Source organism: Bacillus sp. LUNF1 (assembly GCF_011008975.1).
Lineage (GTDB): Bacteria > Bacillota > Bacilli > Bacillales > Bacillaceae > Bacillus > Bacillus velezensis.
Window position 1 is genome coordinate 474,600 of the sequence record NZ_CP048876.1, and the last position, 14,057, is coordinate 488,656.

Sequence of the window (14,057 nt, forward strand, 5' to 3'; positions counted from 1 at the left end):
GTACGGGCACTGTTTATTTTTTGTGAAAAAGGAGGAAGGCTGTATGACTGAGCCGATTTTACATATTGAAGGCCTTGACAAAACAATAGGCAAAAAGCACATTTTAAAAAACATCAGCATGGATGTCAGGCAGGGCGAGATCATCGGTTTGCTCGGTCCGAACGGGTCGGGAAAAACCACACTTATCCGAATCATCGTCGGTATTTTAAAGAAAAACAGCGGCACGATTACAATTAACGGCTTTCAGCACGATGCTGATTTCGAAAAAGCGCTTGAATCAGTCGGAGCGATCGTGGAAAATCCTGAATTCTACCCGTACCTGACGGGGTGGGAAAATCTGAAGCACTTTGCCAACATGCACAAAAACATCAAAGAGGACAGGCTTCAGGAAGTCATCGAGCGGGTCGGGCTCACAAACGCCGTTCATGACAAAATTAAAACGTATTCCCTTGGTATGCGTCAGCGTCTCGGGATTGCGCAGGCCATTCTTCACCGTCCGAATCTGCTCATTTTAGATGAACCGACAAACGGGCTTGATCCCGGCGGAATGAAGGATTTCCGCGATCACTTAAAGGAACTCGCGGAGCTTGAAGGGACGAGCATCCTTTTTGCGACGCATTTATTGCGTGAAGTGGAGGACCTTTGCGACCGTGTCATCATCATTCAAAAAGGTGAGATCAAAACAGAGGTTGTTCTGCGCGGCGCTGAGGAAAAAGAAGAAAAAGCCGTCCTCGACATTCAGCCGGCTGACGAAGCCTTCGAATGGCTGTCCCAACAGCAATTTGCTCCGGAGAAAAACGGCGGGGGCATTACCGTCACCGTAGCGAAGAAGGACATCCCGGCATTAAACCGTGCGCTCGTCGGACAAGACTTTCTCGTGTATTCCATCATGCCGTATGCGGAATCGCTGGAGGATGAATTCATGAAAGTGACGACGGCGCTTCAAGAGGAGGGGGAGACGAATGTTTAAATTGACAGCGAATGAGCATATGAAGCTCTTTAACCGAAAAGTCTCATTAGTGGCGCTGATTCTGATGGCCGTTCTCCAATTTATTATGGCGCTTGTCATTAAACGGCTTGTCATCAGTTCCGGAACGGATGAGAATTTCATCGGCTATATGGCGTACGCGCCCGGGCTGAATATTCTGCTTGAGGCGTTAACAATCGTGATCGCGGCAACGATCATTTCCGCTGAATTTGATAAGAAAACGATCAAATTTTTGTTAATCCGCCCGGTAAAGCGGGAGCGGATTTTTGTATCTAAACTCATTACCGTATTTTTGGTCAGCTTGTACCTGTATGCGGCGTACTATGTTCTGTCTCTGCTGTTCGGCATGGCTTTCTTCGGCGTGTCGGTGACATCTGAATCAGGGACGCTTCTTATGAACACCCTGAAAGTAATCGGCACGAACTGGGTCGAGGCGTTTGCGATGGCATGTTTTGGCTTGTTGTGTTCTTCTGTATTCCGAAACAGCGCAACGGCCGTCATTTTGTCATTTATCGTGCTGTACGGCGCAAAATCACTCGTGACGATTATGTCGCTCTTCCAAAACAAATGGGGAAGTTTTCTGCTGTTCGCAAATACTGACCTGACGCAATATATGAGCGGGGCGAAACCGCTGTTTGCGGGAATGACGCCGTTATTTTCCGCAGGCATTATCATTATCCATATCGTATTCTTCTTAGCCGTCGCTTGGTGGAGCTTTTGCAAACGCGATGTTCGGGTATAAAGTAAAGGAATGACATTTTTGTGAAAAAGATCACGATAAATCAATAATTTATGCTATTTTGATTTATAATAAAGGTAATGACGGAGGTGCTCACTTGAGAAATTTTATTACCGCATTACCGATTGTGTTATTGCTTGGTTTTTCCTTTGTGTCATTCATGTTCCAATTCGAACATCTTGTTTATTTCAGACTTGCGCTGGGATTGTTTTCTACAGTGGGGCTGTTTCTCTTATATAAATTGAAGACGGGATTCCGTTATTTCATCATCTACCTGTATGCAAGCTGGATCGTGCTTGCGGCGGTTACCGCGTTTGAAGAGCCGATTTTTTCAAGCTTTTTCTTTGGCGGGCTTGTGATGACGATGGGGTATCTCACATATATGCTGATTTATCTCGGGCTCAAGCAGGACCGCGGCCCGGAAGCAGTCTGAACGCGCTATTCCATGGAATAGCGCGTTTTTTTGTACAGCCTCACAGTTGCGAAACGAGACTTGAATCTCTATAATACTTATTAACTTTATCGGAATTATAATGGGGGGATTCCAGTGTCTTTATGGATACAGAATGAACGGCAGAGGGAATGGATGGAAAAAATCGGCCTGCTTGCAGACGAATTTCAAACAACAGCCGCGCTTGATGATGAGGCGGGCCGTTTTCCCGCGGAGAAAATTCAAAGACTGCGCGACGCAGGATATACGGCGTTAACAGTACCTGAGGCATTCGGCGGTGCAGGCATTTCCGTTTATGATATGGTGCTGTTTCAGGAACGGCTGGCGCGGGGAGACGCGGCCGTGGCTCTCGGAATCGGCTGGCATTTATCCGTCATGGGTGAGCTCGGAGAAGGAAACAGCTGGGATGAAGATGTCTTTTCATTTATCACAGAAGAGGTGAAAAAGGGAGCTGTCCTGAACAGGGCAGCGACGGAACGGCAGACCGGCAGTCCGACGAGGGGAGGAAGACCCGGCACCTCCGCTGTCAAAAAAGACGGAAAATGGGTGCTGAACGGCCGAAAAACCTTTACAACCCTTTCGCTGACTTTGGATTATATGCTTGTGACGGCATGGATTGAAGAAAAACAAACGACCGGTGTTTTTCTCATTCATAAAGATCAGGCAGGCGTTTCAGTCGAAGAAACATGGGATATGATTGCCATGAAGGCGACCGGAAGCCATGATCTCCTTTTAGATCATGTCACGGTCAATGACGAGCGGCTTGTGGAGCTTATCAGCGGGCCAAGAGCGGCGAAAGTGAATGGCTGGCTGCTTCACATTCCCGCTGCTTATCTGGGTATCGCTCAAGCGGCAAGGGACTATGCCGTCCGGTTTGCATCCGAATATTCGCCGAGCAGCCTGAACGGACCGATTAAAGACGTGCCGGCTGTTCAGCAGCGTGTCGGGGAAATGGAGCTCGAATTGTTAAAAGCGAGACAGTTTCTCTTCACGGCGGCGCAAATGTATGATGACCCGAAACGCCGCCCTTTCATCAAAAGCGAGCTCGGCGCCGCAAAACATATTGTGACAAATGCCGTCCTTTCTGTTGTTGATAAAGCAATGAGAATCACTGGCGCAAAAAGCCTTGAGCGAAACAATCCGCTTCAGCGGTATTATCGGGATGCCCGGGCCGGCCTTCACAATCCGCCGATGGACGATGCGGTCATCGGCAAATTAGCGGCGGAAGCCTTTGAGCAATAAAAAAAAGAGCCTGAAAAAGGCTCTTTTTATGTATGGCTGTTGTGCCGGAGCAGTTTTTGATGCTTGCGGTCAATTCTGTCATAGATCACATTCATCAGCTTTTGATTATTCATAATGGCCGCCTTGTTTTCTTTTATCAGCTGTTCGTATGTTTTTATTTTACGTTTCGCCATAAGTCCGCACCTTCCTTACATATTTGTATTCGCTTTCTAATTCTCCGAGCGATAATTCATATAAATGCCGTTCCGACTTTTTGTATATTCCGTTATTGATCAGCAAATGGATCAGATGTTTTTTTCGTCCTTCAACTGATGATCTGAGCTGAGGAGAAGACCTCATGATTACCCTCCTAATCAAATGATATTGAGAATCATTATCAATTAATGAAAGTATACAATGGGCATATTCATATGTAAAGGAAAAATACCGCCAATTTTTCGACAAAAAGTTTCCCGGGGAATAATGCTGTCGAATTGATTTGATTCTGTCAGATCAAAGCTGCTATTTTTCCGCTTTTCCATCCATACTATGAATGAGAATGGAGGAGTCCTTACATGAATGATCAAACGGCAAACTTAAAACGGGGTGAGAAAGGCGCGATTCTTAATATCGCCGCGTACCTCATCCTTGCCGCCGTCAAACTGGTGATCGGTCTTATTTATCATTCTGAAGCGCTCAGAGCGGACGGGTTAAATAATGCCACGGATATTGCCGCATCACTGGCTGTGCTGATCGGGCTCCGGATTTCCCAGCGCCCCGCTGACACTGATCATGCCTACGGACATTATCGGGCTGAAACAATTTCTTCATTAATTGCGTCTTTTATTATGATGGCGGTCGGTATTGAAGTGCTGATCGGAGGAGCAAAGGCGATTGTCAGCGGAACGGAGGCCGAGCCGAGCCTCATTGCGGCATGGACGGCGCTCGGAAGCGCGATTGTAATGTACGGCATGTATGTATATAACAGCCGTCTTGCGGATCGGGTTAAAAGTTCTGCGCTTCATGCGGCGGCGAAAGACAGCCGTTCTGACGCCTATGTCAGTATTGGGGCGTTTATAGGCGTCTTAACGGCCCGGCTTCATCTGCCGTGGATTGATCCGGTCATTGCTTTTCTGATCGGAATCATCATCTGTAAGACGGCATGGGACATCTTCAAAGATGCTTCCCACTCATTGACGGACGGGTTTGATCTGAAAGATTTGGAGCCGTATAAACACACGGTGAAAGAAATAAAAGAGGTCAGCAGGCTGAAGGATGTGAAAGCAAGGTATTTGGGGAGAACGGTTCATGTGGAAATGGTCATTACGGTAGATCCGGGACTGTCTGTGAAAGAAGGCCATGAAGTAGCCGATGAAGTCGAATATGCAATAAAACATGAACATGATGTGACTCATGTCCATGTTCATGTAGAGCCTGAAGTCATAAACAAAGATCGTGAAACGAATTAAATATGCTGTGATAAAAACTCTGTGACTTCTTCGGGCGTTTTCGCGTTTGCGCTGTGAAGATGCGCTTTCTTTTCGCCGTTTTTAAAGATCAGAAGGCTCGGGATGCCCATTACCTGATATTTGTCGGCAAGCTCAGGGAGCTCGTCTCTGTTCAGTTCATACCAATCATTTTGATTATATTCTTCCAAAATATCGCCGATGAACATATTCATGCGCGTGCAGTCAGGGCACCAGTCAGCGAAAAATTTCACGATGATTTCCTTGTCGGATTGAATAAGTTCATTAAATTGTTCTGTTGTACTGATTTTTTTCATATGACACATCTCCTTTTCCATGCCATTTTAATATAAAATAAAAAGGAATTACATACAAATGCTTTCATATTCAGAATGCCCAAAAATAATTAGATCATTTTCTGAGGAAAGTGATAAGATAGTAAAGATGAATTGTTGTGGGGGGAATATCCATTGAAAACAAGTCTAGGATTGGTGTACGGCGGAAAGTCAGCCGAACACAATGTATCGCTGCAGACAGCATTAGCTGTAACAAAAGCGCTTAATACTGAGAAGTTTGATATACATCCGATTTACATCACTGAAAAAGGAGAATGGCAAAGAGGCCCGCTGCTGACTGAGCCGGTTTCCAACGTGAAAATGCTTCAGCTGGAACAAAACGGTGAAAGTTTTGCTCTATCAGCATTGAACCGGGAAATGTTTCCTGAAGCGTCGCCTGACGAAAAGGCGACGATCGATGTCGTATTTCCGCTTCTGCACGGACCGAACGGTGAAGACGGCACCATTCAGGGTCTGCTGGAATTGCTGAACGTTCCTTATGTCGGCAACGGAGTGCTTGCATCATCAGCCGGCATGGATAAAGTCATCATGAAGCATTTGTTCGCTCAAGCGGGGCTTCCGCAGGCGAAGTACGCCGCTTTCTTAAAAAAGGACTGGAAACAGACGCCGGACAGCTGCTTACAGCAGGTTGAAGAGGAGCTGGGATATCCGTGCTTCGTCAAACCGGCGAACCTCGGATCAAGCGTCGGAATCAGCAAATGCCGAAACCGTGAAGAGCTTGAAAAAGCCTTCGAACTGGCTTTTGAGTATGACCGGAAAATTGTGGTGGAAGAAGGAATCGCCGGAAGAGAAATCGAAATCGGCGTACTCGGAAATGACGAACCGAAATGCTCCGCCGTCGGTGAAATCGCGCCGAAAACCGACTTTTACGATTACAAGGCGAAATATGAAGACGGCGACACGGATTTAATGATTCCCGCGCAAGTGACGGATGAACAATATGCGGAAATCAGCGAAATGGCGATTAAAGCCTTCAAAGCGATTGACGGATCAGGCCTTGTCCGCGCCGATTTCTTCCTGACCAATGACGGGCAAGTGCTCATTAACGAAGTGAACACAATGCCGGGCTTTACGCCATTCAGCATGTTCCCGCTGCTTTGGAAAGAAGCAGGCGTAGATTACAGTGATCTGATCGAACAGCTGGTTGAGCTGGCAAAAGAACGCCATGCCGAAAAACAGCTGATTAAACATACATTTTAATGAAGACGGACACTGCCTGAAGGGGCAGTGTCTTTTCCCGTAACAGACAACATTTTCAGAAAGCGAGGTGCCACCTTTGATAAAGCGAACTGTAAAGCGAATCGCAGACATGGTCAAAGGCACACTGACAAATCCCGTATTTGAACAAACAATGATTGAGGGCGCCGCAACCGATACGCGGACTTTGGAAAAAAATCAGCTGTTCATTCCTTTAAAAGGCGAGCATTTTAACGGCCACACCTTTGTGCCGCAAGCATTCGAAAAAGGCGTTTCCGCGGTGTTGTGGGACCGCTCTGAACCGAATCCGCCGGAAGAGCGTGCTGTCATCCTGGTCGATGACACGCTGGAGGCGTTGCAAACATTGGCAAAAGCTTATTTGGAAGAGCTCGGCACACGGGTTATCGGGGTGACCGGGAGCAACGGAAAAACGACAACGAAAGACATGCTTCACGCCGTTCTCGGCACGCAGTACCGCGTTCACAAAACCGCCGGCAATTTCAACAATCATATCGGCCTGCCGCTGACTGTGCTTGCCATGCCTGAAGATACAGAAATCGCCGTTTTAGAAATGGGAATGAGCGCGAGGGGCGAAATTGATTTTCTGAGCCGTCTTGCTGAACCGGAAGCTGCCGTCATTACCAATATCGGCGAATCCCACATGCAGGATTTAGGCTCAAGAGAAGGAATTGCGGAGGCGAAACTTGAAATTATAAACGGACTTCGGGAAGACGGCGTTCTGTTTTATTTCGGGGATGAGCCGCTGCTCCGCCAAAAGGCGTACACTTGCCGGACAACGACATACGGCGCAGGCGCGGACAATGATCTCCGCCTGAAAGAAATAAAACAGGCGGAAGAAGGCACGTACTTTAATATCGACGGGATCGACCGTTCTTTCTTTATTCCCGTTCTCGGCAGACATAATGTGATGAATGCCATGGCCGCATACGCCGCCGGCATCTATTTCGGCATTACGCCGGAAAATGCCGCTCTGGGACTGAGCCGCCTGAAGGTGACGGGGATGAGATTGGAACTGGTCAAAACGGACAACGGCATCTCGATCGTAAACGACGCGTATAATGCGAGCCCGACGTCAATGAAAGCGGCGGTCGAATTAATTGAAACGATGAAAGGCTATCGGAAGAAAATGCTCGTGCTCGGTGATATGCTTGAACTTGGTGATGAAGAAAAAGCATTCCACGAAGAATGCGGAGCTGCGGTCAATCCGGCGGAAATCGACCATGTATTTACTTACGGCACACTCGGCGCATTCATCGCTGACGGAGCGCGCCGGCATTTTGAAGAAGGGCGCGTCAGCCATTATCTTGACAAAAAAGAACTGCTTCACGCCATACAGGAAATGGCCGCTTCCGGCGATCTCCTTCTGTTTAAAGCATCGAGAGGTATGAAGCTCGAAGAAATCGTTAAAGATTTATTAGAGAAGAACTGAAAAAATACTGATCAGCATTATAAAAATATACAAAAATGAAGAAACTAATTCAGGGTGAAATAATTCTGTCCGTATGAAAAAGAAAGACCGCCGGCTGGGAAATCCCGTCCGGCGCGGGGGCCGGCCTCGTTCGCGGGAAGAATTCGGTCAGGCCGCTTCCGGCCGCCTGACCATCTCGCCTTATTGAAAAACACATAGTGTAATGGTAAGATTAAACGTAAAGTAATTCGGGCTTTGTATACGTATGATCCTGTCCTTTGGATGAAAGGGCGGTTTTTAGTGGTAAATCACGACATTACTGAAACAGCAATTAGAAGGAGTTTGAATAATTTGACTATAACGTTTCAAGATTTTCAATTAAGTTCTGATCTCATGAAGGCAATTAATCGTATGGGGTTTGAAGAAGCAACGCCGATTCAGGCACAAACGATTCCGCTCGGACTTTCAAATAAAGACGTCATTGGACAAGCGCAAACAGGTACAGGTAAAACAGCTGCGTTTGGTATACCCCTTGTTGAAAAAATGAACCCCGAGTCTCCTAATATTCAAGCAATCGTAATCGCGCCAACCCGTGAATTAGCCATTCAAGTATCTGAAGAGTTATATAAAATCGGACAAGATAAGCGTGCGAAAGTGCTGCCTATTTATGGCGGACAGGATATCGGACGTCAGATCCGCGCATTGAAGAAAAACCCGCATATCATCGTAGGTACGCCGGGGCGTCTTCTTGACCATATCAACCGCCGTACGATCCGTTTAAACAACGTGAATACGGTTGTCATGGATGAGGCTGATGAAATGCTGAACATGGGATTCATTGATGATATTGAATCCATTCTCTCAAATGTACCGAGCGAGCACCAAACGCTCTTATTCTCAGCAACAATGCCTGCGCCGATCAAACGGATCGCAGAGCGTTTCATGACTGAGCCGGAACACGTAAAAGTAAAAGCGAAAGAAATGACTGTGTCCAACATTCAGCAGTTCTACTTGGAAGTGCAGGAACGCAAAAAATTCGATACCCTGACTCGTCTTCTTGACATTCAGTCTCCGGAACTTGCGATCGTATTCGGACGTACGAAACGCCGTGTCGATGAGCTTGCTGAAGCCCTGAACCTTCGCGGATATGCGGCCGAAGGAATTCACGGCGACTTAACGCAGGCGAAACGTATGGTTGCGCTTCGTAAATTTAAAGAAGGTGCGATCGAAGTGCTTGTAGCGACTGACGTTGCCGCCCGCGGACTTGATATCTCAGGCGTTACCCACGTTTACAACTTTGACGTGCCTCAAGATCCTGAAAGCTACGTTCACCGTATCGGAAGAACGGGACGCGCAGGAAAAACGGGTATGGCGATGACGTTTATCACACCGCGTGAGAAAAACATGCTTCGCGCGATCGAACAAACGACAAAACGCAAAATGGACCGCATGAAAGAGCCGACGCTTGACGAAGCATTAGAAGGTCAGCAGCAGATGACGGTTGACCGTCTGCGCACGGCGATCAGCGAAAACAACCTGAACTTCTACATGACGGCAGCTGCGGAATTGTTAGAAGATCATGATGCAGTGACAGTTGTGGCTGCAGCCATTAAAATGGCGACAAAAGAGCCGGACAGCACGCCTGTACGCCTCACTGATGAAGCGCCGATGGTCAGCAAACGCTATAAAAACCAGCGTACTTCTAAGCGCAGAGAAGGCCAAGGCGGCGGCTACCGCGGCGGCAAAGGGAAAACCAACAACCGTTCTTCCTACGATAAAAAACGCTCAAGCGACCGCCGTTCTTCAGGTGACAGACGCCAGAAAAAATCATACTAAGACACAGGAAGCGGACCCTTTTACGGGGTCCGCTTTTTTTGATATGCCGGAAAGTGAATCTTTTTTGCAAATCAGCCGTATTTGTATGTATGATAAAAAATGGGAGGTAGGTATGTTGAGAGCACAGCCAAAAAATCGAATCAGTCCAAGCGGCTTAAAAGTCTGGCGTCTTCAGGAAATCATCCTGTCCGCCTTCTGTCTTCTGGCCGTTATAGCAGCAGCTGTTTTAAGCCATTTCTTCCATTGGCCGTATTGGATCACCGGAGTCCTCGGCATCATTTGGATCTTCGGTTCAGTGATATCCATCTATGCCATACCGAAAATCAGGCACAGGATCTGGCGCTATGAAGTCCATGAAAATGAAATTGATATTCAATCCGGCATTTTTATTGTCAAACGGGTCATTGTGCCGATGGTGAGGGTGCAGCACGTAGATACTTCACAAGGCCCGCTCCTCAGAAGGTACCGTCTGGCCTCAGTCAAAATCTCCACGGCGGCAACCGTTCATTCCATTCCGGCGCTTGATATGGAGGAAGCTGACCGGCTGAGGGATTCCATTTCCCGTCTGGCAAGGGTGACGGAAGATGATGTCTGAGCCGAAACGTCTGCATCCGGCGGCCGTGATTTTGAACTTATTCCATACTATTATCGAAACCATTAAAAACATTATTCTGCCATTTTTTCTCGTCTATATTGTTAATTCCAACCACTTCATCCGCTTTTACGGAGGCATTGCGCTCGCCGTCCTGCTTATCTGGCTGATTACGGCTAGTGTGATCGAGTGGAGAAAATTTACATACCGGATTGAGGACGGAGAATTCAGAATTGAAGAAGGCTTGTTTTTTACGAAAAAGAGATACATCTCCATTGACCGGATTCAATCAATGAATACGAGTGCCGGCATCATTCAGCAGCTTTTTAAGCTTGTTAAGCTTCAAATCGAAACGGCCGGCGACGGGAAAAACGCCGAGGCTGTCTTATCCGCCATTACTGTGGAAGAGGCGGAACGGATCAGAGCGGCTGTTTTTCAGCAAAAAGCGGAGCAAGAAGAACGAGGGGAGACCGCAGCGGAGCAGGAGCCGATGCGCGGGGAAGATGTGCAATCCGTTTACCGCCTGTCTGTAGGTGAGCTGCTTATGGCCGCCTCAACATCCGGGGGAATCGGTGTCATCATCTCAGCGGTATTCGCCCTCTTTTCTCAGATTGATGAAGTACTTCCGATGGACTGGCTCTATGACAGGTTCTCCTTTCTCAAGCATGCGAGCATCGGCATATACGCCGTGATCATTTTCATAGGATTGTTCATCGCATGGCTGTTAAGCATCGCCGGTATGATGATCAAGCATGCCAACTTTAAGATAGAAAAAAAAGAACACGAATTGGTCATTACCAGAGGAATTATTGAAAAACATCAAGTGACGATCCCGCTCCGTAAAATCCAAGCCATTAAAATGAAAGAAAATGTGATCAGGCAATTATTCGGATACGCGACGGTTGCGATTGTCAGCGCCGGCAGTGCGGGGAATGAGAAAGAAGGAGCACAGACGATTCTGTTTCCGATCATCCGCAAATCAAAGCTCGGAGTGATGCTGAACGGTTTCACACCGGATTACGTGCTGGAAGAAAACCGGAATCATTTGCCGAAAAGGGCGCTGCGCCGGTATTTATTCCGATCCATAATCTTCTCGGTTTTCGTGATCATCCCGCTTTGTATTCTGTTTAAACCGTGGGGATATGCATCGCTCCTTGTGCTTCCCGTCGAAATGGTGCTTGGATATGCCTCGTTTAGGACAGCGTCATGGTGCATAAACGGCGGCAGGCTTCAGATCACCACGAGGCTGGTCGGGAAGACGACCACGATTATGCTGAGAAGAAGAATGCAGATGTTTGAAGTCAGCCGTTCCTTTCTGCAAAAAAGAAGGCGGCTCGCATCTGTGGCTACCGCAGTGAAATCAGCTCACCACATGGAGCATGTCATGCTGAAGGATGTCAGCGAGGAAGATGCCGAACGCATCGGGCGCTGGTATTCATATGAAAAAGCGGACGGTTAATACCGCCGCTTTTTTTGCTGCACGCATAAAAAGGAAAGCAAAAATCCGCCTGCCAGTCCGAACAAATGCGCCATAATGTTAATATTAGAGTTGATAAACGTCGACAGTACCGCGATGATAAGCAGGGTCATAATCATTTTCGACTGATCCCGGCCGATCAGCTCCTTGCGGAAAACAGTCAAAAACACATACACGCCGAAAAGTCCGAAGATCGCGCCGGATGCGCCGACATGCACATAATCAAGCGGTTCGGCAAGATACGTGCCGATATTGCCGATGATGCCCGATGCAGTGTACACAATCAGAAAACGGACTTTTCCGAGCATCTGCTCAAGCGGGGGCGCGAATAAAAAGAGAGACATGGAGTTAAACAAAAGGTGAGTGAAATTCGCGTGTAAAAACATCGGTGTCACCAGCCGCCACCATTCTCCCGAGGAAACGCCGTAATTATAGCCGGTCACAGCATCTGACCACATCATGACGGAATGAAGCGGCATACTGAAAAACAGCCACAAGAACGCCTGCAGCGCCAAAATACAGCTGACGGCCGGATAACGTCTGATAAAAGTCTGGAAATTTTCCGTTCGTATAAACATCGCAAGCCCCTTTGCATCTGATTTGTTACATATATAGTAACACGTTTATGACATAAACCGTTTTTTAGTACGGACTTTTAGGAGGAATTCACATGATTTTCGGAATCGGAATCGACATCGTTGAACTGCACAGAATTGAAAACATGCTCAGCCGGCAGGCGAGGTTTCCGCAAAGAATATTGACGGAGGCTGAATACGCTCGTTTTACATTGCTGTCGGACAAAAGGAAAATTGAATTTCTCGCGGGAAGATTTGCGGCAAAAGAAGCCTTTTCGAAAGCATACGGCACAGGTATCGGCAAAGAGCTCAGCTTTCAGGATATTGAAACCGGAAACGACACAGCGGGAAAGCCTGTGCTGGCCTGCGCCAAGCTTGACGGCGCGGCGGTTCACGTCTCCATTACCCATACAAAAGAATACGCCGCGGCACAGGTCGTGATTGAAAGGTTGTCACGCTAGTCTGCATATTAGCCGGAACCCCTTCATATATTTGATAGTGCATTAAGGGAGACAAGTTGTTTGAGGCTTTTATGGTACGCGTCCGTCCGTTCAGGGCGTACCGTTAAAGTCAAACAAGCGATTTCTTCCCTTTACATCAATTGAGAAGAAGGGGTTGAAAAAAGGTGAGAAAAAGCTTTGTTTTGCTTTTAACGGGACTGCTTGCCGTCCTTATTCTTTCGGCCTGCGGCCAAAAATCACAGGAAGATATCGTGAACGGTTTAGATAAGAAGGCGAAGGAATACACCTCGTACAAAGCGAAAGCCAAAATGACCATCGAAACGGGGAGTGATCCGCAAGTATACAATGTGGAAATCTGGCATAAAAAACCTTCCCTGTACCGGGTCTATTTGGAAAATCCGAAAAAAGACCAAAACCAAGTCATCTTACGGAACGCCAACGGAGTCTTTGTCCTCACGCCGTCTCTAAATAAGAGCTTCCGCTTCCAAAGCGACTGGCCGAATAACAGCAGCCAAGTATATTTGTTTGAGTCACTTGTAAAGGACGTGCAGCATGACAAAGACGCCGTCTATTCCGCCAAAGATAAAAAGTACACGTTTGAAACAAAAACAAACTATCAGCACAACAAAATGCTGCCGACTCAGGAAATCACTTTCAACAAAAAGGACATGAGCCCATCGCTCGTCAAAGTCATGGATACAGATCGGAAAGTGATGGTGAAAGTCGAATTCAAAAGCTTTGAATTCAACAAGCCGTTTGATAAAGACTCTTTTGACGAGAAGAAAAATATGACGCTTTCCCAGATGGACGTCGCCACAAGCGCCAAGCCGTCTGATTCATTTGCGGTCAAAACACCGCTTCAAGTGCCGGCCGGCGTCAAAAAGCTTGAAGAGAAAGATATTTCAACGGCGGACGGCAAACGGATCGTCATGACTTACGGCGGAGAAAAATCATTCACCCTTATTCAAGAAAAAGCCCATATCGCAAAAGCCGCCTCTGCCGTCACGCTGAAAGGCGAACCGGTTAATCTCGGCTTCACGGTGGCCGCATTATCTGATGCGTCTTTAACGTGGACATATGACGGAGTGGATTACCTTCTGTCATCACAGGATCTGACAAAAGATGAAATGGTGGCCGCCGCCAAAAGCATGCAGGGACAGTCGTCAAAATAACGTCAAAAAAGAGGCCGCCGCTGTCGGTCTCTTTTTTGATTCCATTTCACTTTGCAGAATAATTTTAGTATGATAATAACAATATGAATTGAAAATA

At 47.3% G+C, this 14,057-nt stretch carries 16 protein-coding genes; 12 read left to right on the forward strand and 4 right to left on the reverse strand.

What is annotated here, in order from left to right:
* Positions 1 to 43 precede the first annotated feature (43 nt).
* The 4 genes from G4O42_RS02410 to G4O42_RS02425 all read left to right on the forward strand — a co-directional run bounded on the left by G4O42_RS02410 (position 44) and on the right by G4O42_RS02425 (position 3,420).
* Positions 44 to 970, forward strand: coding sequence for an ABC transporter ATP-binding protein (locus tag G4O42_RS02410; RefSeq protein WP_032872976.1), 927 nt, complete (start codon positions 44 to 46; stop codon positions 968 to 970).
* Entirely contained in the window at positions 963 to 1,730 is a 768-nt protein-coding gene (locus tag G4O42_RS02415) for an ABC transporter permease (protein ID WP_032872978.1), read from the forward strand. The genes G4O42_RS02410 and G4O42_RS02415 overlap by 8 nt, the downstream gene beginning before the upstream one ends.
* A gap of 94 nt (positions 1,731 to 1,824) precedes the next feature.
* Positions 1,825 to 2,160: a hypothetical protein gene (locus G4O42_RS02420; RefSeq protein ID WP_032872980.1), complete on the forward strand. Its 336-nt coding sequence runs from the start codon at positions 1,825 to 1,827 to the stop codon at positions 2,158 to 2,160.
* A gap of 114 nt (positions 2,161 to 2,274) precedes the next feature.
* Positions 2,275 to 3,420 carry an acyl-CoA dehydrogenase family protein gene (locus G4O42_RS02425; RefSeq protein WP_032872982.1) on the forward strand — a complete coding sequence of 382 codons (1,146 nt, stop codon included), beginning with the start codon at positions 2,275 to 2,277 and terminating at the stop codon, positions 3,418 to 3,420.
* A 26-nt stretch (positions 3,421 to 3,446) separates the two neighbouring features.
* Here the strand turns inward: G4O42_RS02425 and fbpB are convergent, their stop codons facing one another.
* Positions 3,447 to 3,593, reverse strand: a complete 147-nt coding sequence (gene fbpB, locus G4O42_RS02430; protein ID WP_003156206.1) for a Fur-regulated basic protein FbpB — start codon at positions 3,591 to 3,593, stop codon at positions 3,447 to 3,449.
* Entirely contained in the window at positions 3,580 to 3,759 is a 180-nt protein-coding gene (locus G4O42_RS02435) for a Fur-regulated basic protein FbpA (RefSeq protein ID WP_032872984.1), read from the reverse strand. The genes fbpB and G4O42_RS02435 overlap by 14 nt, the downstream gene beginning before the upstream one ends.
* A 215-nt stretch (positions 3,760 to 3,974) precedes the next feature.
* Here G4O42_RS02435 and G4O42_RS02440 point away from each other — a divergent pair, with 215 nt between their 5' ends.
* The gene (locus G4O42_RS02440) at positions 3,975 to 4,868 is read left to right on the forward strand and encodes a cation diffusion facilitator family transporter (RefSeq protein WP_032872987.1); all 894 of its coding nucleotides are present in this window, start codon (positions 3,975 to 3,977) and stop codon (positions 4,866 to 4,868) included.
* Here the strand turns inward: G4O42_RS02440 and G4O42_RS02445 are convergent.
* Positions 4,865 to 5,182: a thioredoxin family protein gene (locus G4O42_RS02445; protein WP_003156200.1), complete on the reverse strand. Its 318-nt coding sequence runs from the start codon at positions 5,180 to 5,182 to the stop codon at positions 4,865 to 4,867. The two genes, G4O42_RS02440 and G4O42_RS02445, sit on opposite strands and share 4 nt — an antisense overlap.
* A gap of 153 nt (positions 5,183 to 5,335) precedes the next feature.
* On the opposite strand from G4O42_RS02445, the gene G4O42_RS02450 reads away from it, so the two are divergent.
* The 5 genes from G4O42_RS02450 to G4O42_RS02470 all read left to right on the forward strand — a co-directional run bounded on the left by G4O42_RS02450 (position 5,336) and on the right by G4O42_RS02470 (position 11,734).
* Positions 5,336 to 6,421 carry a D-alanine--D-alanine ligase gene (locus G4O42_RS02450; protein WP_032872989.1) on the forward strand — a complete coding sequence of 362 codons (1,086 nt, stop codon included), beginning with the start codon at positions 5,336 to 5,338 and terminating at the stop codon, positions 6,419 to 6,421.
* 76 nt (positions 6,422 to 6,497) lie between these two features.
* Positions 6,498 to 7,868 carry a UDP-N-acetylmuramoyl-tripeptide--D-alanyl-D-alanine ligase gene (locus tag G4O42_RS02455; RefSeq protein ID WP_032872991.1) on the forward strand — a complete coding sequence of 457 codons (1,371 nt, stop codon included), beginning with the start codon at positions 6,498 to 6,500 and terminating at the stop codon, positions 7,866 to 7,868.
* Between the two features lie 330 nt (positions 7,869 to 8,198).
* A complete protein-coding gene (cshA, locus tag G4O42_RS02460; RefSeq protein WP_032872993.1) occupies positions 8,199 to 9,683 on the forward strand; it encodes a degradosome RNA helicase CshA in 1,485 nt (494 codons plus the stop codon).
* Positions 9,684 to 9,798: 115 nt separating this feature from the next.
* Positions 9,799 to 10,278, forward strand: coding sequence for a PH domain-containing protein (locus G4O42_RS02465; protein ID WP_032873159.1), 480 nt, complete (start codon positions 9,799 to 9,801; stop codon positions 10,276 to 10,278).
* Positions 10,268 to 11,734: a PH domain-containing protein gene (locus tag G4O42_RS02470; RefSeq protein ID WP_032872995.1), complete on the forward strand. Its 1,467-nt coding sequence runs from the start codon at positions 10,268 to 10,270 to the stop codon at positions 11,732 to 11,734. The genes G4O42_RS02465 and G4O42_RS02470 overlap by 11 nt, the downstream gene beginning before the upstream one ends.
* Here the strand turns inward: G4O42_RS02470 and G4O42_RS02475 are convergent.
* Positions 11,731 to 12,330 (reverse strand): rhomboid family intramembrane serine protease, encoded by a 600-nt coding sequence (locus G4O42_RS02475; protein WP_032872997.1) that lies wholly within the window; start codon positions 12,328 to 12,330, stop codon positions 11,731 to 11,733. The two genes, G4O42_RS02470 and G4O42_RS02475, sit on opposite strands and share 4 nt — an antisense overlap.
* 92 nt (positions 12,331 to 12,422) lie before the next feature.
* Here G4O42_RS02475 and acpS point away from each other — a divergent pair, with 92 nt between their 5' ends.
* A complete protein-coding gene (gene acpS / locus G4O42_RS02480; RefSeq protein WP_007609580.1) occupies positions 12,423 to 12,788 on the forward strand; it encodes a holo-ACP synthase in 366 nt (121 codons plus the stop codon).
* A gap of 164 nt (positions 12,789 to 12,952) precedes the next feature.
* Entirely contained in the window at positions 12,953 to 13,960 is a 1,008-nt protein-coding gene (locus tag G4O42_RS02485; protein ID WP_032872999.1) for a LolA family protein, read from the forward strand.
* The last annotated feature ends 97 nt before the right edge of the window (positions 13,961 to 14,057 follow it).

What these genes read in the sequence shown, in the direction of transcription:
- G4O42_RS02440 (WP_032872987.1), top strand. Translation starts at nt 3,975, where the DNA reads ATGAATGATCAAACGGCAAACTTAAAACGGGGTGAGAAAGGCGCGATT.
- G4O42_RS02445 (WP_003156200.1), bottom strand. Translation starts at nt 5,182, where the DNA reads ATGAAAAAAATCAGTACAACAGAACAATTTAATGAACTTATTCAATCC.
- fbpB (WP_003156206.1), bottom strand. Translation starts at nt 3,593, where the DNA reads ATGGCGAAACGTAAAATAAAAACATACGAACAGCTGATAAAAGAAAAC.
- G4O42_RS02470 (WP_032872995.1), top strand. Translation starts at nt 10,268, where the DNA reads ATGATGTCTGAGCCGAAACGTCTGCATCCGGCGGCCGTGATTTTGAAC.
- G4O42_RS02475 (WP_032872997.1), bottom strand. Translation starts at nt 12,330, where the DNA reads ATGTTTATACGAACGGAAAATTTCCAGACTTTTATCAGACGTTATCCG.
- acpS (WP_007609580.1), top strand. Translation starts at nt 12,423, where the DNA reads ATGATTTTCGGAATCGGAATCGACATCGTTGAACTGCACAGAATTGAA.
- G4O42_RS02410 (WP_032872976.1), top strand. Translation starts at nt 44, where the DNA reads ATGACTGAGCCGATTTTACATATTGAAGGCCTTGACAAAACAATAGGC.
- G4O42_RS02415 (WP_032872978.1), top strand. Translation starts at nt 963, where the DNA reads ATGTTTAAATTGACAGCGAATGAGCATATGAAGCTCTTTAACCGAAAA.
- G4O42_RS02435 (WP_032872984.1), bottom strand. Translation starts at nt 3,759, where the DNA reads ATGAGGTCTTCTCCTCAGCTCAGATCATCAGTTGAAGGACGAAAAAAA.